Here is a 17,991-nt window from a genome sequence, read left to right on the forward strand (position 1 = left end):
TTGAACGGTCAGAGGGCGTTCTGGCCAAGTATTCGAGGGGGGTCAGACGCCGGCCGCGCACGACAAGCGGGCGTGATGACCCCCACCTCTCATCCGACACCAAGCCCCTCGGACCGCTCGCAGCTGCGCGCCGCCGCCCTGGGTGATGCCGCCCGGATCGCCGGCGCCGCCGACCTGCTGCTCGTGCACTCGCGCGGCCCGCAGCACCTGACCCTGACCGAGGCGATCGTCGCCGGCGAGCACTGGCACGGGCCGCTGGCGCTGGACACCGCCAACGAGCCGCTGATCCGCGAGGCGCTGGCCGGCCACGGCACGGTCCGCTGCCCGGTCGGCCCGCGGCGCCGGATCTGTGGTCCGTACTGGGCGACCGACGCCGTGCTCGTCCCCCACCACGACCGCCGGGGCAGCACGATCGTCGTGCTGGCCGGCTTCGCCGCGCCGCCGACCGACGGGGCCGCGCGCTACGCGGCCGCCGCGGTGCGCGCCTTCTTCCCCAGCGACGAGGTCCGGCCGGGGCCCGACAACCGACCACCGCCCGCGCGGCGCACCACCGCGCATCGCGATCCGGTCACCGGCCTGCTCAACCTCGGCGGGTGGGACGAGACCGTCCGCCGGCGCGCCGCGGGCGGCGACGGCCCGCACGCCGTGCTGCTCGTCGACGGCGAGGCGGAGGACCACGCGCTGCGCCGGGTGGCGGCCGCGGTGCGGGCCAACGCGCGCAGCACCGATCTGGTCGCCCGCGTCGGCCCGACCGAGCTGGCCGTGCTGATGCGCGGCGGCGAGGTGACCGCCTGCATGGAGACCGCGGTGCGCGTGCGCACGTTGCTCAACAGCGACCCGCGGGAGACGCCGGTGGCGATGGGGTGGGCGGCGGCGCCGGATGCCGCGGCGATCGACCGGGCGCTCGACGTGGCCCGCGCGATGGTCGCGCAGGAGCGGCGCGCCCGGGCGGCCGAACACGGGACGTGAGGCCGGCTCAGGCGGGAGCGCGCCGCGCGCGCAGCGTCACCACGAGCTCGTAGGCCGGATCGTCGGAGCCGAAGGCCCCCGGGTCGACCTCGTCCTCGGCCAGCCCGTACAGAAAGGCCGCGGCGGTGGCGACGTTGCCGTGGGCGCTGACCTGTGCGTCGGCGAAGACCTGATCGGCCAGCGTGCGCAGGCCGTGGGAGGTGAAGCGCACGTGGTCGGGGAACGGATCGCCGGGCGCGATCTGGGAGATGCCCGGCACGGTGGCCAGCAGGACGCCGCCGGGCCGCAGCGCGTCGTGGGCGTGGCGCAGCGCGGCCAGCGGATCGGCGATCGCCTGCAGCGTCTGGGTGCAGATGAACACGTCGAAGCTGTCCGGCGGCAAGGCCGACAGGTCGCCGTGGATCGTCGCCCGGGCGGCCTGCGGATCGGCGTCGAGCACGTCGATCCGGTCGCAGCGGCCGAAACGCTCGAGGTAGGTCGGCTCGTAGATCTCCACCCCGCGGCCGTGCACGTCGTCGGCGTGCTGGGCCAGGAAGCGCTCGATGTAGACCCGGTCGATCGGGCGCCCGCGGTCCTGCCCGAACCGCTGCGACAGCGGTGCCTCGGGCAGACGCGGCGTCCGGCGGGCCGAGCGCGGCGTGCCGCGGTGCCAGGCGCGGGTGTAGGCGCGGCCGAGCGCGGCACGGGCCCGGTCGGCCGTGCTCACAGGTCCTCGGCCAGGCGCGGCGCCGCGCGGCGGAACACGAGGTAGCCCAGGACGAACACGCCGAAGATGATGGCCAGCGGGATCAGCAGCCGCCAGTCGGGCCCGATCGCCTGCGCGGCCGTGTCGTACTGGGGGTCGATCATCGCGTGGCGGGCCTGCTGGAGGATCGCCGCGAACGGGTTCAGCATCAGCACCTTGGCCACCCACGTCGGCGCGGTCTCCTGCACGGTCTCGATCGCGTAGAAGATCGGCGAGGCGTAGAACAGCACCTGCAGGACGACGTCCCAGATCGGCTTGATGTCGCGCGCGCGCACGAACAGCGCGCTGACCAGCATGGCCACGCCGCTGGCCAGGATGGCCAGGAGCACCAGCAGCGGGATCAGCTCGAGCCAGCTCCAGCGCACGCTGCCGCCCGAGGCGAGCAGGAACACCACGACGACGCACAGGTTCAGCCCCAGGTTGAACAGCGCGGTCAGCACGACCGACAGCGGCACGGCCAGGCGCGGGAACTCGATCTTGCGCACGAGGTTCTCGCGCTCGACGATCGAGCCGACGGCGGCGCCGGTGGCCTCGCTGAAGAACGTGTAGAGCACGAGGCCGAGCAGCAGCGCGACGCCGTAGTAGGGCACGTCGTTGCCGACGTCGATGACCTGCGTGAACAGCAGGTAGAGCACCCCGAACAGCAGCAGCGGGCGCATCACCTGCCAGGCGTAGCCGAGCACCGAGCCGAAGAAGCGCAGCTTGAACTCGGTGACCGCCAGCGCGCGGGTCAGATGCCAGAAGCGGCGTGGGTCGCTGCCCACCGCCGACGGGCCCTTGATCTGGCGTCCGAGGGACGTGTCAGCGGCGCTCACGGGCCCCCACCTCGAGGTCGAAGGGCACGTCGAGCACGGCGTCGGTCGAGCGCGACGCGGTCACCACGACCGAGGCGATGCGCTCGCGCCGGTCGATCCAGGCGGCGCCGCTGCCGCTGTGGGCGATGGCCGGCGTGGCCTCGTAGCGCCCGGACGACAGGACGTTGTCGAAGGCGATGCGGATCGTCGTCTCCTCGCCGGCGGCGAAGGTGCCCGAGGGCCCGCGCAGCAGGTTGGAGGCCTCGAACACGGGCGTGCCGCGGTCGTCGGCCAAGACCACGCCGAACAGCGGATCGACCACCTCCTCGACGAAGCGCGCGCGGAAGCAGATGGCCAGCCGATGGGCCCCGGGGATCGTCTGGACGCGCGCACCGGCGTCGTCCTCGAACCAGGTCTCGGCGATCTCGGCCTTGCGGTCGCCGTAGCGGCCGATGTCGGCGTCCTCGCGGGTGGCCTCGACGTCGCCGCGGTTGAAGTTCAGCTCCAGGTAGCGCGACGCGACCCGGTCGGGCTCGCCCAGCTCGACGACCTGGCCGCGCTCCAGCAGCATCGCGCGGTCGCAGAAGCGCTGCACGTTGCCCATGTCGTGGGTGACCAGGATGACCGTGCGCCCCTCGCGGCGCAGGCGCGCGAACTCGTCGAAGCACTTCTGCTGGAAGGAGGCGTCGCCGACGGCCAGCACCTCGTCGATCAGCAGCACCTCGGCGTCGACCTGCATCATCACGCTGAAGGCCAGGCGGACCTCCATGCCCGACGAGTAGTTCTTCAGCTTGAGGTCCTCGAACTCGCGCAGCTCGGCGAAGTCGATCACGGCGTCGTAGCGGCGCCTGGCCTCGCGCGGCGAGAGCCCGAGCATCGTCGCGTTGATCATCACGTTGTCGCGCGCGGGCAGGTCGTTGTTGAAGCCGACCCCGAGCTCGATGAACGTGGACAGGCGCCCGTTGACGTAGATGCGCCCGGCGTCGGCGGCGTAGATGCCGGCCAGGCACTTCAGCAGCGTCGACTTGCCCGACCCGTTGCGCCCGACGATCCCGAAGAACTCGCCGTTGTCGACGGCGAAGGAGACGTCCTTCAGCGCGGGGAACGCCTCCGTGCCCATGCGCCGCAGCGGGTGCAGCGCGCGCTCCTTGAGCGTGTGCACCCGCTCGTGCGGCAGGCGGAAGGTCTTCGAGACGCCGTCGACGGCGACCGCAGGCGGGGCGGGCGGCACGCGCAGAGCGTAGCCCTGGCAGATCTGTAGGTTGGTGGCCATGGGGAGAGTCCTGAGCGGTGGCTTGGTCGTCGTGCTGTCGCTCGCGGCGGGAGCGACCGCCGCCCAGGCGGCACCGACCGTCGGCTCGCTCGGCTTCAGCCCCGCGGGGCTGACCGCCGGCCAGACGCTGACCGCCGGCGGCAAGGTGGCCAACCGCGGCAACCGGGCCGCGCTGGTCACCGTGCGGCTCAGCCTGCGCGCCGACGGGACCACGCGGACCATCGGCTCGGTTCGCGTGCGGGCCAAGGCGCACAACAAGACGCGCTACCGGGTCTCCGCGACGATCCCCGACGGCACGGCCACCGGCCGCTACGACGTCGTCGCCTGCGTCGCGCGCGCCTGCCGCACCGCCGGCCCCAAGGTCCTGGTGCTCGCGCCGCCACCTCGCACGACGCCGCCGGTCACCGCCGACGCGCCGTCGACCGACCTGCCGCCCGCCCCGCCCGCGACGTCCCCGCCCGCGGCGCCCATCCTGTTCCCGCCCGGCGCGCGCAGCGGCGGCGACATCCTGTTCCCGCAGATCGGCAACGGCGGCTACGACGCGCGGCACTACGACCTGAAGCTCTCCTATGACCAGGCCAGCGCGTCGCTGACCGGCGAGGCGACGATGGACGCCGTCGCGACGCAGAACCTCGGCCAGTTCTCCATGGACTTCCAGGGCATGACCGTGCAGCGCGTGCGCATCAACGGCCAGAACGTCACGTTCAGCCGCGAGCTCCCCGCGCAGGCCGCGCGCAACGCGGAGACGATCGCCTCCAAGCTGGTCATCACGCCCGTGTCGGGGATCGTCGACGGGAGCCCGTTCTCGGTCACCGTCGACTACAGCGGCGTGCCCGACACCGTCGTCGATCCCGACGACGCCGAGGAGGGCTGGTTCCCCACGGCCGGCGGCGGCGCCGTCGTGTGCCAGCCGATCGGCTGCCAGGCGATCTTCCCGCAGAACAACGTGCCCTACGACAAGGCCACGTTCGACATGGCCATCACGGTGCCGGACGGCATGTCGGGGATCGGCAACGGCGAGCTGGTGGGCACGACCAGCGGCGGTGGCCGGACGACGTGGCGGTGGCACATGGGCGAGCCGATCTCGACCTACCTGACCACCGCGACGATCGGCAACTACGACGTCACGCAGGCGACCGACCCGCAGGGCCGTCAGATCAACAACTTCGTCGACCAGGCGTTCACCCCGGTCGATCTGCTGACGCTCAACCCGATCCTGGCCCAGCAGACCGCGACCGTGGACTACATCGCCGGCCTCCTCGGGCCCTACCCGTTCGGCTCCTACGGCGCGATCGCCGCGGACGCCCCGAACCTGGGCTATGCGCTCGAGGTGGCGACCAAGCCGTTCTACCCGAGCGCGACCGAGCCCGCGACCACGCACACCCACGAGCTGCTGCACCAGTGGTTCGGCGACAGCGTCACCTACCGCCAGATCCGCGACCTGTGGATCCACGAGGGCATGGCCTCGTGGTTCGAGACCCGCTGGAACCACGACGTCAACGCCAACCCGCAGACCACCGCCACGCAGTTCGAGGGCATCTACAACGGCGCGGGGCCGTCATTCTGGGCGATCGCGCCGGCGACGCCGACCGCGGAGCAGCTGTTCTCCTCGTCGGTCTACTACCGCGGGTTCCTGACCTACGAAGGCCTGCGGCAGATCGTCGGCGAGACGGACTTCTTCGACATCCTCTCGACGATCGCCGCGCGCTACCGCCACGGGTCGATCTCGACCGCCGACGTGATCGCGGTGGCCGAAGAGGTCAGCGGCCGCGACCTGGACCAGTTCTTCCAGGACTACCTCTACACCCCGGCCAAGCCGCCGCGCCCGTCGACGTACACGTAGCGCCGCCGCGCCCGAGTTTCGGTCCGCACGCGGACATCCGCTTTAGACTCGCCAAGTGCGCGAGCCCACCGACCTGCTCGAACGTGATGTGGAGATCGCGGCGATCGCCGCTGCGGTGGCCGGCGTGCGCGGCGGCGAGGGCCCGCTGGTGGTCATCCGCGGCGCCGCGGGCATCGGCAAGACGCGGTTGATCGACGTCGCCCGTACGCAGGCCGCGGCGGCGGGGATCGCGGTGCTGGAGGCCCGCGGAGGCGCCCTGGAGCGCGACCTCGTGCTCGGCGTCGTCATCCAGCTGCTGGAGCGCCGGGTGGTCGAGGCGGACCCCGCCGAACGCGAGCGGCTGCTGGCCGGAGCGGCGCGGCTGGCCCTGCCGGCGCTGACCGCGGCCGCCGCCCCGGCGGTCGACGAGGGCGCGCTGCGCCAGGGGCTGTACTGGCTGGTGGCCAACCTGGTCGACGCCGGGCCGCTGCTGCTGCTGATCGACGACGCGCACTGGTCCGACGCCGCCTCGCTGGCCTTCCTCGTCCACCTGGCCCGGCGCCGAGCCGGGCTGTCGCTGATCCTCGTGGTCGCCGGGCGCACCGACGCGCCCGACGGCGCCGAGCTGCTCGACCAGCTGGCCGCCGAGCCCGGGGCCGTCGTCCTGCGCCCGGCACCGCTGAGCCCGGCCGCCGCGTCGCAGCTGCTGGCCGCGCGCGCCGGCGCGACGCTGCCCGCCGACGCCGCCCGCGCCGGCCACGAGGTGACCGGCGGCAACCCCTTCTTCCTGGGCGAGATCGGCACCGCGCTGCGCGCCCACGCGACCGACGCCGACGCCGTGCAGCTCGTCCGCTCGCTGGTGCCCGACGCCGTCCGCCACGCGCTCCTGCTGCGCCTGGGTGGGCTGGGCGCCGACGCCCGCGCGGTGGCCGAGGCGCTGTCGGTGCTGGGGGACGACTGCGCGCTGGACGATCTGGCGGCGGTCAGCCGCCGACCGCGTGCGGTCGTGCTCGACACGCTGCACACGCTGGCCCAAGCGGGGATCGCCTCCCCCGACGCGGTCGCGCGCTTCGTGCATCCGATCGTCCGCACGACGGTCCACGACGACCTCACCGCCGCCACGCGCGTGCTGCTCAACGAGCGCGCCGCCGCGGCGCTGATCGCCGCTCAGGCCGAGCCCGACCGGATCGCCCACCACCTGCTGGCCACCGAGCCCGCCGGGAACCCCGACCACGCCCGTGCGCTGGCCCGCGCCGGCTCCACCGCGCTGGCTCGGGGCGACGCGGCGATCGCCGAGCGCCTGCTGACCCGCGCGGTGGCCGAACCGCCGGTGGCCGCGGAGCTGCCCGACGTGCGCTTCGCGCTGGGCCGCACCCGCCTGGCGCTGGGCGACGGCGCCGGCGCCAGCGGCGAGCTGCGCGCCGCGCTGGCCGCCGAGACCGATCCCGACCGGCGTGTCCCGATCGCCCAGGTCCTGGCCGAGGCGCTGGCCGGTGCCGGCGACATCAGCGGGGCGGTCGAGATGCTCGAGGCGACCGCGTCCGACCTGGCCGGCGACCCCGCGATGCGCCTGGACGTCCAGCGCGTGACGATCGCGCTGTTCGACCCGTCGCGCACGCTGGCCGCGCAGCGCGAGATGCTCGGCTTCACCGGCCTGCCCGGGGACACGCCGGCCGAGCGGGCCGCGCTGTCGACGGCCGCGATCGCCGCGGCGTTCGTCCCCAGCGCGCGGGCCGCCGACGTCGTGGCCATCGCCCGCCGCGCGCTCCATGACGGAGCGCTGATCGGCGACCCGCTGGTCCCACCGGCCGCCTACGGCCCGCCGCTGTACGCGCTCACCCTGGGCGGCGATCTCGACGCCGCCGATCGCGAGCTGGACGCCGTGCTCGTGCGCGCCCGGGCGCGCGGCTCCTCGATCGACTTCCTCACCCACGAGGTGATGCGCCTGGACACCTGCCGCCAGCGCGGCGACCTGGCCCAGGCCGCCGCCTACGGCACGTCGGCGGTGCGGCTGGCCCGCGACTGGGGCGACAGCGCGGTCGCCCTGCGCGTGCTGTCGGTGGCGATCCTGTGGCTGGCCGACGTGCTCGTCGAGCAGGACAAGCTCGATCTGGCCGCCGCGCTCGTGCGCGACCAGGCGGCCGACCACGACCTGACCGCGCGCCCCGAGCTGGCCTGGGTCCGCCAGGCGCGCGGCATCGTCGCGCTGGCCCAGGGACGCTCGGGCGAAGCCCTGGAGGACCTGCTGGCCGTGGGCGCGACGGCTCGGGCCGTGGGCTACGAGGACCGCACCGCGTCGTGGCGGCCCTGGGCGGCGCGCGCCGCCGCGGCCACCGGCGACACCGCGGCCGCGCTCGCGCTGACCGCGGAGGAGCTCGAGCTGTGCCGCACCTGGGGCGCACCCGGCCCGCTGGCCACGGCGCTGCGCACCCACGCGATGCTCGGGCCGACCGAGGCGGCCGACGCGCTCCTGCGCGAGGCGCAGGCCGCGCTGGTCGGCGCGGGCCTGCGGGCCGAGAGCGCACGGGTGGACGCGGCCCTGGGGCTGGTGTTCCGCCGCGACGGGCGCCGCACGGAGGCGCGCGAGCTGCTCGAGCGCGCCGCCGACGCGGCCACCGCCTGCGGCGCGACGGCCACGGCCGAACGGGCCCGCGAGGAGCTGGTCATCCTGGGCGCGCGGCCGCGACGGCTGCGCACCAGCGGCGTCGACGCGCTCACCGCGAGCGAGCGCCGCGTGGCCGACCTGGCCGCCGCGGGGCTGACGAACCGCGAGATCGCGCAGGAGCTGTTCGTGACGATGAAGACCGTCGAGACGCACCTGCGTCAGGCCTATCGCAAGCTCGACGTCCCGGGCCGCGACGGGCTGTCGGCTGCGCTGTCGGCCTGAATCGCGGCGTCCAGCGCGACGGCCAAACCGGCCCATCCGCTGAACGTCAGCAGGCGCGCGTCGGCGCCGGTAAAGTGGCCGGCCAGCGGCTCGAGAGCGGTGATCGTGAGCTGCAGCTGCACCGGGTTCACGGACGCGATGGTGAAGCGCGAGCGGCTCGGCGGCATCCGGGGGTCCCCCCTGACCTTTGGCGGCCGGCAAAAGATCGGGGTGTCGACCCCGATGCGGGACGTGCAACCAGCAACGGAGGATGCCGCGATGCCCCACACTTTGCTTCGCTCCCTGACTGCGGCCGCGCTCGCCGCCACCGTCCTCGCGCTGGCCGCCTGCGGCGGCGAGGACTCCAGCGGACTCAACCGCGATGACCTGACGGCTCAGGCCAACGACATCTGCAAGAAGATCGAGACGCAAGGCAAGAAGATCGCCGAGCCGACCGACATCACCGACGCCTCGCAGGCCGCCGCCTACTTCGACGAGGCCGCGCCGCTGATCCAGCAGCAGGTCGACGAGCTGTCCGCGCTGGAGCCCGACGACGAGGTCAAGGCCGACTACGACGCGTTCATGGTGCAGCAGAACGCGGCCAACGAGCTGGTCCAGACGATCCGCAAGAAGGCCGACGCGGCCGATCCGAGCGGCATGGAGGACCTGGCCAAGATGGATCCGCTGGGCGCGAAGGTCGAGAGCTCGGCCAAGAAGCTCGGCGCCACGGACTGCGCATGAGCCGCGCGCGCCGCCTGGTCGCCGGGCTGGGCGGCGCCGCGCTGATCATGGCGCTCGCCGTCGGTTGCGGCTCGTCGGAGTCCTCGTCGACCGCGTCGAGCTCGGGCACGAGCTCGACGCCGGCCCGGACGGCGACCACCGAGCAGATCCACGAGATCAACGTCATCTACGACGACCCCGAGGACACGATCGCGGCCACGGCGAAGGAGATCCTCAGCCTCGGGGGCACCGACGGCGTCGCCGCCGGCTTCACGAAGTCGTTCAAGCTGCCCACCGACGTGACCATCCACGTGGTCAACGGGACCGTCGGCCCGCACTACACGCCGGCCGACAAGACGATCACGCTGTCCTACGGCTTCGTCGACTACACCGCCGGGCTGCTGAAGAAGAACTTCCCCGAGCTGCGCACCAACGACGAGCAGTTCGGCCGGTCGCTGGCCGCGGTCGACGGGTTCATCCTCGTCCACGAGTTCGCGCACACCCTGGTCGACGTCTTCGACCTGCCGGTGCTGGGCAAGGAGGAGGACGCCGCCGACGCGATCGCCACGGTGTTCATGACGAAGCTGGTCGACGGCGGCGACGAGTACGCGTTCGACGCGGCGCGGTTCTTCCACGCGCTGTCGGCCCGCCAGCGCAAGCTCGCGCCCGCCGACTACTGGGACTCGCACTCGCTGGACCAGCAGCGCGCGTACTCGATCGTCTGCTGGATCGCCGGCTCCAGCGAAGAGGCCTTCAACCAGGTGCAGCAGCTACAGATCCTCGGCGAGGACCGCCTGCAGGGCTGCCCGGCCGAGTACCAGCAGAAGGTCGAGGCGTTCCAGGGCCTGCTCAAGCCGCACGTGCGCCAAACGCCCTGAGGTCGCGCAGCAGGTCGCCGATCACCCGCGGCCAGATGCGGCTGGCCCGGTAGTCGTCGGCCTTCGCGCGCCCGCGGTGGCGGACCCGCTCGAACGTGTCGGGGCGGCGGGTGAGCTGGTAGAGGATCGTCATCAGCTCGTCGGGACGGCGGATCTCCAGGAAGTCGATCCCCGCCTCCAGCCCGTGCGTGGGGTCCAGCGGCTCGGAGATCACCAGGTGGCCGGCGGCCAGGTGCAGCAGCACCCGGTTCTCGAAGGACGGGTAGGGCTCGCCGTGCAGGTTCAGCGCGACGTCGGTGCGGGCGAAGACGTCGCGCAGCTCCTCCCCGTGCAGGCCGTGCGCGTAGTGCAGCACGTCGTACTCGTGCTTGGCGTTGATCAGGAAGCGCTCGCGGTGATCGGTCGAGTACCCGACGAACAGGATCCGCGGGACGGCGGCGCTGGCCGCGACCGGCTGGTAGATGCGGTCGTCCACCGGCAGCGGCAGCGAGCGCCACACGGGCGCGTGGCGGTCGGCGGTGCCGGCCACGTGCGGGTCGAAGGCGACGATCCGATCGAAGTTGGCAGGGTCGGTCAGCGCCAGCTCGGACTCGCGCCAGTCCAGGTCGGGGTGGTCCTCCCCGCCGGTGCGCTTGAGCGGCTCGGTGACGAAGCCCAGCGTGGCGGCGCGCAGGCCGGCGAACGCGCCCGGCGGGATGATCTCGGGCCGGAACACGACGACCACGTGCGCGCCCCAGTCGTCCAGCGCCTCACGCAGCGCGCCCGCGTCGTGCCCCACGCCGGCCCGGAAGTCGAAGAAGCGCGGGTGCAGGCCACCCGTCGGCGCCGACAGCGCGCACTGGGCGAAGTACGTCTCCTGGCCGACGAAGGCGACGCGGACCGGCTCTCCGAAGCGGGGCTGACGCATGGGCGGGCCGTACAGTAACCGCGCGTGCGCGTCGCCTTCCTCACCCAGGACCTCCAGCTCTCGGGCGGCGTGGGCGTGATCGTCGAGCACGCCTCGCAGCTCGCGCGCCGCCACGGCTTCGACGTGTCGCTGGTGCTGACCGGCAAGCAGGACGCGCCCGACTGGTCCTTCCGGGGCCTGGAGCACCTGCACGTGGTGGGCCTGCAGGATGCCCGCGCGATGCGGTTCGACGTCGCGCTGAGCACCTGGTGGGAGACCAGCGACTGGCTGTTCGACCTCGACGCGGCCCGCTACGCCTCGTTCGTGCAGTCGCTGGAGGAGCGCTTCTACCTGCCCGAGGAGGTCGAGCGGATCGCCGCCGGCCTGACCCTGGACCTGCCGGTGCGGTTCGTCACCGAGGCGCGCTGGATCGCCGGCGCGCTGGAGGCGTTGCAGCCGGGCAATCGCGCGTTGCTGGTCCGCAACGGGATCGCCAAGGACGTGTTCGTCTCCCCCGCGCAGGCGCCGGTCGCGCTCGGTGGCCCGCTGCGGATCCTCGTCGAGGGCTCCGCGCAGATCGCCTTCAAGGGCATCGGCGATGCGCTGGCCGCGACGTCGGCGATGAGCGAGCAGCGCCACGTCACGCTCGTCACCCCCGACCGCGACGGCGACGTGCCCGCCGGCGCCGACGCGGTCATCCACGCGGTGCCCCACAGCGAGATGGCCCGCCTGTACGCCGAGCACGACGTGGTGCTGAAGCTCTCGCGCGTGGAGGGGATGTTCGGGCCGCCGCTGGAGGGCTTCCACATGGGCGCCACGTGCGTCGTCACGCCGGTCACCGGCTACGACGAGTACGTGCGCCACGGCGTCAACGGCCTGGTCGTCGACTGGGACGATACGCGCGGCACCGCGCGCGCCCTGGACCTGCTGGCCCGCGACCGGGCCCTGCTGCATCAGCTGCGCGCGGGCGCGCTGGCCACCGCGCGGGCCTGGCCGTCGTGGGAGCAGGCGGGTGCCTTCATGGCGCTGGCCCTCCGGCGCATCGCCGCCGAGCCCGCGCCGTCGCCCCGGGTGGCGGGCGCGCGCCTGGCCCGGGACTTCCAGATGAACCTGGCCATCGGCCAGCGGATGACCTTGGACCACACGATCACCTCGACGGTGCTCAAGGAGGTCAAGGACCAGAACGCGTACAAGGTGGGGCTGTGGCTGCGTGGGATCTTCCTGAAGGCGACGGCGCCGGTGCGCCGCGTGCGCTGGTGGCTGAAGGGGCGGCGCGGATGAGGACGCGCATCCCGATCGCCTGCGCGTGCGTGATCGTCGGCCTGGGCGCGATCGTGGCCGTCGCCTCGACCGCCGGGCCGCCCGACGGCTACCGCGTGTTCGCCCAGCGCGACGTGCGCGCCTACCTGCCCGACTCCGAGGGCTTCCGCACCGTCATCTCCGGCCAGCCCGACGTGTTCGTGGCCGCCGGCGACAACGAGGGCAACGCCGTGCAGGTCGCGGGCGTCCCCGCCCGCGGCCGGTCGATGGCCCAGTACGAGCGCTTCACACTGGAGAACATCGAGATGGCGGCGCCGAGCGCGGAGAACCTGCGCCGCGAGGACGTCGACGTCCCCGGCGCCGACGAGGCGCGGCGCATCACCTTCACCGATCCCGACCGCGAGGACCGCGTGACGACGGTGATCGCCCGCGACGGCGACCGCTTCGTCACGCTGACCGTCGACGCGCTGGACCGCACCCCCGACGACGTGCTGGACACCGAGACCGTCGAGGACTCGTTCGCGATCACCGGCTGAGAACGACCGCGGGGCCGGCGAAATCGCCGGCCCCGCGTGTCCCCTCCAGTCGGGAACCTCCGGTCAGAGCTGCGCGCTGTAGGGCAGCACCGACTTGGCCTTGAGCCCGCTCATCAGCGCCGTGACGTAGGGCTGACGGTCGTGCATGTCGTCCGTGCGCACGTTGCGGATGACGAGCGAGACCTTCCCGCCCGGCGCCGTCACGTAGGCCGCCTTCTTGCGCCACTTCTTCGGGATCTCCGCCGTGGCCACGGTGGCCTTCAGCGCCGAGACGTTGCTCGGCTCCACCGTGATGATCACGTCGTCGTCGATGCCCGAGATCGGCGTCGGCCCGGTGTCACCGGTCTCCGGCAGCTCGTCCTCGGCCAGCGGCTCGTCGGCCGCCTTCTTGTCGGCGCGCGTCGACACCGTGTCCGCCGCGACGGGGGCGCCGAGCGGGTACAGCACCGAGTTCAGCACCAGCCGGTCGTCCTGCGCCTTCCAGGCGCGGTAGAACGGGTTGAAGCCGAACAGGACCGCGCGGCCCGAGCCGAGCGTGGACTCGACCACCGCCGGGCGACCGGACAGCCCCTGCGCGTTCTCCGACAGGCCGTACTTGCCCACCAGGTTGACGTAGTTGCTGGGGTCGGTCCCGTAGGAGACGACCGCCTTCCCGTTGGCCCCGAGCGTGCTCGGGTCGTAGATCGGGTTGCCGGTCGCGTCGCGGTAGATCCAGCCGCCCGAGTCAAAGCCCCAGGCCACCGGGCTCGTCGTGTCGAACGTGCCGTCGAACTCGGTGCCCGGCGTGGCGATGCCGGAGATCGCGTTCGCGTTGAGGGTGGTCAGGCCCGCGTTGCGTGCCGTCGTCGTGGCGTTGGCGTTGTAGCCGATGTAGCGGCCTCCGGTGTTGACGAACGACGTCACCGATGCGGTGTCGCTGATCGTCGAGTTGGGGTTGATCAGGGCGGTGAAGCCGGCCGTGCGCAGGGTCGGCAGGTCGGCGTTGGTCACGGGGACCACCATCGACGCCGGCAGACCGAGCTTCTGCGACAGCACGAAGTACATCTCGCAGAAGGCCGAGCTCGTGCAGTGCTGGCCGTTGGTCACCGGGTTGTTGGGCACCGAGGCGCCGGCGTAGATGCCGATCTTCGGCGTGGTCAGCGCGTAGTGCGCCACCGGGTAGCCGTCGATCGAGTACACCGGCGTGGCCCGCTTGGCGGCCAGCGCCGCCACGTCGATGCCGACCAGGCTCGACTTGCGCACCAGCGCGGCACCCGTGTCGAAGTGCCGGCCGGCGGCGTCGAACGCGGTCGCGCCGCGATCGACCTGCGCGCCCTTGGACAGCAGGTCGGCGGCCAGCGCGAGGCCCGCGGCCGAGTCGGTGTCGAACGCGTAGACCGTGCCGTCACCCGGCGTGACCGTGCCGAACTGCGGCGTGCCGATCTCCGTCATCGCCGTGCCCGCGGGCAGCGGCGAGGACAGGAAGCCGTCGCCGGCCAGGCCCCGCTGCAGCGAGTACGACCAGGTCACGACGTCGTACCAGAACCGGTAGGTGATGTACGGGTTCTCCCCGAGCACCGCCTGGATCCAGTGCTTCTGCGCCTGCGCCATCGGGATGTAGTACGTCCCGGCGGTCAGGGTCGCGGCCGTGTCGCTCTTGCCGAACTCGTGCACGCCCGCGGTCGTCACGTCGCCGTCGAGACGGTAGATGTGGACGCCCAGGTCCTGCAGCTCGGTGAACAGCTTCGACAGGTCACCGGCGTGCTCGCCGGCCCGGAAGAAGTAGCCGCACACCGACTGCGAGGGCTGCTGGATGATCTCGCTGTGCAGCGGGCTGACCAGCTTGTTGGGCTGCAGCTGGCAGGCCGCACCCTGGTCGATGGCCTCCTGCCACTGCTTGACCCACTCGGTCATCAGCTCGATCTTGTTCTCCGACGTGACGTTCATCGTCTCGTCGATGGCCAGGTAGTGGTCGTAGACCTGCTTGCCGTAGACCTCGCTGGTGCCCTTCTCGAACGTCATGCCCGCGGCGCCCATCACCAGGGAGGGGACGGAGTCGCCGTACTCCGGGGTGAAGAGGTCGTAGGTGTTGTAGTTGCGGTACTGCGAGGACTGGTCGTTGAACGCCTGCTGCAACGACGGGCCGATCTTCTGCTGGATGAACTCCAGCGAGAAGTCCGACAGCTCGTGGTGCACCGGGTCCTCGTTGGGCGGGAAGAAGTAGCCCGACGACTGCTGGTGGGCGTCGATGAAGAACGGCCCCGGGTACTGGTTCATCTCGGGGATGAACAGGGCGTTGTCCTTCTGGGTCTGCGTGCCGAAGTCCCGGTTGGGGTCGAACGCCCACGCCGTGGTGCGCTGGTTGTTGTCGCGACCGTCCGGGTTGCGGACCTGGTCCAGGAAGAAGTCCAGGTTCGCCAGACGCTTGGCGTTGTCGCAGTCCAGGCGCGCGGCCAGCTCGTACATGACGCGGCTGATCGCCTCGCCCGCCGCCGGCTCGTTGCCGTGCGGCGTCGCCGTGATCCAGCCGAACGCCGGACGCGTGTCCACCGCGGCCAGACCGTCGGCCTCGGAGATCGTGCCCGCGCGCACCCCCGACCAGAACGCGGCGTCGTTGCGACCCGCGTCGAGGTTGGCGATGTTCTCGGGCGTGCCGATCACGTAGATCTTCAGCGGGCGCGTGCCGAGCGTCGTGGTGCCCAGCGTCTTGGGGATCACGCGCACACGCGGGTTGTCGGCCGTGGCCGTCACCAGCGCGTCGCCGTAGGCGTAGAGCGTCGCCGAGGGGTTGCGCGGGCTGGTGCCCGTGCCCCCCGCGCCGAGCTCGACGCCCGTGACCTGCTGGAACGTCGGGATCGAGCTGTCGAACTGGAGGTCCTGCGTACAGCCCTCCGGATCCGGCGCGGCGACAGCCGCGCCCGGAAGCGCAGCGAGGGCCGCTGCGACCGCCACGGTGGTGGCGGCCGCCAGGAGACGGCGGCAGGACATCAGGAGAACCTCCGGGTGTTGCTGATCGGGGCCAGCACGGCGTTGCCGCCGAACTCGGCCTTCACGGAGAAGGGCTTGCCCTTCGTGCGAGTGGTGAAGGACCGTGAGAAGGCGCACTTCCCGTCCAGCTTCACCTGCGTGTTGTCGAACGTCTTGCCACCGCGCTTGACCGTCAACGTGACGGTGCCGCTCGTGCAGCCCTGGGCCGCGGTGACGCTGCCGGGGAGGTCGAGGCCACCGGAGATCGTCCGCTTGGTCAGGCCCTTGCCCGCCTTCTTCTTGGCCACCTTCAGCGTCAGCGCCGCGGGGTCGAACTTCGACACCGTGACCTGGCTGGTGGTCTCCGCCGTGGCGCCCGTGTTGTCGGTCACCACGACCCGCAGCGTCTGGCTGCCGACGTCGGCCCCGGTCGGGCTGACGTCACACGTGTAGGGCGCGCTGGCGGCCGAGCAGACCAGCCGGTTGCCGAGGAAGAAGTCGACGCGCGCGACGCCCGCGTCGGCCTTCGGATCAACGGTCAGCTTGGTGCCCTGGGCGCCGATGGTCGTCGGCGGGCTGATCAGCGCGACCGTCGGGGGCGGAGCCGTGCTGGGCTCGCCACCGGCGGGGGTCGAGCCGCCACCGCCGCCACCACCGCCGGCGACGACCTCGGGCTCACACCGGCCCGGCACGACGATGACGCTGGCGCCCGTCTGCCCGAGGAAGTCCTCGGCCACGACCGTGAACGTGCGCTGCCCGCAGAACTCGGTGGGCAGCGTGAGCGACGCCTCGTAGGCCGGGCGATCGGTGATCCCGATGACCTCCGCGCCCTGGTAGAAGACCACGCGCTTGACGCCGAAGTCGTCGGTCGCGCCGGCGCGCAGCGTCAGCGTCCCGCCCGGGAAGTACGGCTCGGGCGTGCCGCTGAACGCGGTGATCCGCGGGGCCAGGTCGGCCATGGCCAGCGGCGCGATCTGCAGCGCGTACTGGCCCGTGTTGGGGCTGCCCTGGGGTCCGTTGCGGAAGGGGTAGAAGTCGACCGCGGTCGACGTCGTCCCCGCCCCGTCGGCCACGGCCGTGCCGTTGACCGGGTTCTCGGGCACCTGCGGGTTGGTGGTCGGCGAGATCGCCGGGCCGGGGTTGGTGGACGAGTTGTAGCGCAGCCCCCACCAGTTGTTCTCCGCCGCCACCGGCGTCGTCGTGTTGGCCGCCGTCTGCGCGGCCGTCAGGTTGAGGATGCCGTAGGCGTTGTCGACGATATTGCTGCCGGTGACCGAGCTTCCGCCCGCGCCGACGAAGCGCAGCCCGGCGCCGAGCGTCAGGTTGGCGTTGTTCGTCGCCGAGTTGCGGGTCGGCGCACCGGCGCCGTTGACGAGGTTCTGCGAGACCAGCGTGTTGCTGACCGCCGCCGTCGCCCCGCCCGTGACGCGGACGCCGTCCTGGCCGTACAGCTGGCCGGTGGTGAGCAGGTTGACCGAGGCGCAGTTGCCGTCGGCCACGTAGTTGATGCACAGCAGCCGCCCGACGATCTGGCTGCCGGTCAGCGTCAGGTTGTTGACCGCGCCGCTGGGGGTCAGCGTGCCGCTGTCGGCGGTGGTGGTCGCCGAGTCGGCCAGCACGCCGATGCGGTTGTACTGGTCGATGCGCGTGTGATCGATCAGCAGCGGCCGCGGCGCGAGGCCGCTGATCGTGCCGTCGGCGGCGCTGACCTGCGCGACGCCGTAGCCGGGCATCGCGCTGCGGTAGCCACCGGGCTGGGTGGCGGCGTCGCTGGCCTGCGAGGTCACCACGCGGGTGACGCGGCTGCGCACCAACGAGCCCTGGGCGTCGAGGAAGACGACGCCGGCCTCGGAGGCCACGCCGGCGCCAGAGACGGTGACGCCGGAGATGTTGACCGTGATCGGCGCACCGACGAGGCCCTTGGCCACGACGATGTCGCCGATGCCGTTGCGGATGTCGGGGGTCCCGCCCTCGGCGATCTGGCCGCCGGCGTTGACGGGGGTGATCGTCACCAGGTCTGCCCCGGCGCCCTTGAGGGTCACGCTCTTGGTGATGGTCAGCGCGTTGGACGCGACGGCACCGCTGCCCTCGGCGTACGTGCCTGGGCAGATCGCGACCGTGTCACCGGCCGTGGCCGCGTTGATCGCGGCTTGGATCGACTGATACGGCGCGGCTGGGCACTGCGCGCCGTCGTCGTCGACCGAGAGTGTGGCGGCGTTCGCGCATGGCACCGCGATGAGCGACGCGACGGCCACTGCCATCGCGGCGCTCGTCCTGCTTCGCAACAAGGGGTCCG

13 protein-coding genes are annotated in these 17,991 nt (G+C 72.5%); 7 read left to right on the top strand and 6 right to left on the bottom strand.

Annotated elements, in window-relative coordinates; genetic code table 11:
• The first annotated feature begins 75 nt into the window (after positions 1-75).
• Entirely contained in the window at positions 76-969 is an 894-nt protein-coding gene (locus tag ACZ5UI_RS17795; protein WP_464189326.1) for a diguanylate cyclase domain-containing protein, read from the top strand.
• A 7-nt stretch (positions 970-976) separates the two neighbouring features.
• Here ACZ5UI_RS17795 and ACZ5UI_RS17800 read toward each other — a convergent pair whose 3' ends face one another.
• The 3 genes from ACZ5UI_RS17800 to ACZ5UI_RS17810 are packed head-to-tail and all read right to left on the bottom strand — an operon-like array spanning position 977 to position 3,781.
• Entirely contained in the window at positions 977-1,675 is a 699-nt protein-coding gene (locus tag ACZ5UI_RS17800; RefSeq protein WP_464189328.1) for a class I SAM-dependent methyltransferase, read from the bottom strand.
• Positions 1,672-2,529, bottom strand: a complete 858-nt coding sequence (locus ACZ5UI_RS17805) for an ABC transporter permease (RefSeq protein ID WP_464189330.1) — start codon at positions 2,527-2,529, stop codon at positions 1,672-1,674. Before ACZ5UI_RS17805 ends, ACZ5UI_RS17800 begins: the two co-directional genes overlap by 4 nt.
• On the bottom strand, positions 2,516-3,781 hold the full coding sequence (locus ACZ5UI_RS17810) for an ABC transporter ATP-binding protein (RefSeq protein WP_464189332.1): 1,266 nt from the start codon (positions 3,779-3,781) through the stop codon (positions 2,516-2,518). Before ACZ5UI_RS17810 ends, ACZ5UI_RS17805 begins: the two co-directional genes overlap by 14 nt.
• Here ACZ5UI_RS17810 and ACZ5UI_RS17815 point away from each other — a divergent pair.
• From ACZ5UI_RS17815 to ACZ5UI_RS17830, 4 genes are all read left to right on the top strand, one after another.
• A complete protein-coding gene (locus tag ACZ5UI_RS17815; protein WP_464189334.1) occupies positions 3,780-5,624 on the top strand; it encodes a M1 family metallopeptidase in 1,845 nt (614 codons plus the stop codon). The two genes, ACZ5UI_RS17810 and ACZ5UI_RS17815, sit on opposite strands and share 2 nt — an antisense overlap.
• A 55-nt stretch (positions 5,625-5,679) precedes the next feature.
• Positions 5,680-8,490 (top strand): ATP-binding protein, encoded by a 2,811-nt coding sequence (locus ACZ5UI_RS17820; RefSeq protein ID WP_464189336.1) that lies wholly within the window; start codon positions 5,680-5,682, stop codon positions 8,488-8,490.
• A gap of 138 nt (positions 8,491-8,628) precedes the next feature.
• The gene (locus tag ACZ5UI_RS17825) at positions 8,629-9,210 is read left to right on the top strand and encodes a hypothetical protein (RefSeq protein ID WP_464189338.1); all 582 of its coding nucleotides are present in this window, start codon (positions 8,629-8,631) and stop codon (positions 9,208-9,210) included.
• Positions 9,207-10,067, top strand: coding sequence for a DUF4344 domain-containing metallopeptidase (locus tag ACZ5UI_RS17830; protein WP_464189340.1), 861 nt, complete (start codon positions 9,207-9,209; stop codon positions 10,065-10,067). The genes ACZ5UI_RS17825 and ACZ5UI_RS17830 overlap by 4 nt, the downstream gene beginning before the upstream one ends.
• On the opposite strand, the gene ACZ5UI_RS17835 is transcribed toward ACZ5UI_RS17830, so the two are convergent.
• Entirely contained in the window at positions 10,039-10,974 is a 936-nt protein-coding gene (locus tag ACZ5UI_RS17835; RefSeq protein WP_464189342.1) for a glycosyltransferase family protein, read from the bottom strand. The two genes, ACZ5UI_RS17830 and ACZ5UI_RS17835, sit on opposite strands and share 29 nt — an antisense overlap.
• A gap of 24 nt (positions 10,975-10,998) precedes the next feature.
• Here ACZ5UI_RS17835 and ACZ5UI_RS17840 point away from each other — a divergent pair, with 24 nt between their 5' ends.
• The gene (locus tag ACZ5UI_RS17840; RefSeq protein ID WP_464189344.1) at positions 10,999-12,234 is read left to right on the top strand and encodes a glycosyltransferase family 4 protein; all 1,236 of its coding nucleotides are present in this window, start codon (positions 10,999-11,001) and stop codon (positions 12,232-12,234) included.
• Complete coding sequence (locus ACZ5UI_RS17845) at positions 12,231-12,749, top strand: hypothetical protein (protein WP_464189346.1); 519 nt, start codon at positions 12,231-12,233, stop codon at positions 12,747-12,749. Before ACZ5UI_RS17840 ends, ACZ5UI_RS17845 begins: the two co-directional genes overlap by 4 nt.
• 63 nt (positions 12,750-12,812) lie before the next feature.
• Here ACZ5UI_RS17845 and ACZ5UI_RS17850 read toward each other — a convergent pair whose 3' ends face one another.
• Positions 12,813-15,716: a M14 family zinc carboxypeptidase gene (locus ACZ5UI_RS17850; RefSeq protein ID WP_464189348.1), complete on the bottom strand. Its 2,904-nt coding sequence runs from the start codon at positions 15,714-15,716 to the stop codon at positions 12,813-12,815.
• Positions 15,716-17,956 carry an Ig-like domain-containing protein gene (locus ACZ5UI_RS17855; RefSeq protein WP_464189350.1) on the bottom strand — a complete coding sequence of 747 codons (2,241 nt, stop codon included), beginning with the start codon at positions 17,954-17,956 and terminating at the stop codon, positions 15,716-15,718. The genes ACZ5UI_RS17850 and ACZ5UI_RS17855 overlap by 1 nt, the downstream gene beginning before the upstream one ends.
• Between the last annotated feature and the right edge of the window lie 35 nt (positions 17,957-17,991).

This window comes from Conexibacter sp. JCM 18997, from assembly GCF_055391915.1.

Bases quoted from the DNA above. Each gene is read 5' to 3' on its own strand.
- ACZ5UI_RS17795 (WP_464189326.1), top strand. From the start codon at position 76: ATGACCCCCACCTCTCATCCGACACCAAGCCCCTCGGACCGCTCGCAG.
- ACZ5UI_RS17815 (WP_464189334.1), top strand. From the start codon at position 3,780: ATGGGGAGAGTCCTGAGCGGTGGCTTGGTCGTCGTGCTGTCGCTCGCG.
- ACZ5UI_RS17810 (WP_464189332.1), bottom strand. From the start codon at position 3,781: ATGGCCACCAACCTACAGATCTGCCAGGGCTACGCTCTGCGCGTGCCG.
- ACZ5UI_RS17825 (WP_464189338.1), top strand. From the start codon at position 8,629: ATGGTGAAGCGCGAGCGGCTCGGCGGCATCCGGGGGTCCCCCCTGACC.
- ACZ5UI_RS17830 (WP_464189340.1), top strand. From the start codon at position 9,207: ATGAGCCGCGCGCGCCGCCTGGTCGCCGGGCTGGGCGGCGCCGCGCTG.
- ACZ5UI_RS17835 (WP_464189342.1), bottom strand. From the start codon at position 10,974: ATGCGTCAGCCCCGCTTCGGAGAGCCGGTCCGCGTCGCCTTCGTCGGC.
- ACZ5UI_RS17845 (WP_464189346.1), top strand. From the start codon at position 12,231: ATGAGGACGCGCATCCCGATCGCCTGCGCGTGCGTGATCGTCGGCCTG.
- ACZ5UI_RS17850 (WP_464189348.1), bottom strand. From the start codon at position 15,716: ATGTCCTGCCGCCGTCTCCTGGCGGCCGCCACCACCGTGGCGGTCGCA.
- ACZ5UI_RS17855 (WP_464189350.1), bottom strand. From the start codon at position 17,956: ATGGCAGTGGCCGTCGCGTCGCTCATCGCGGTGCCATGCGCGAACGCC.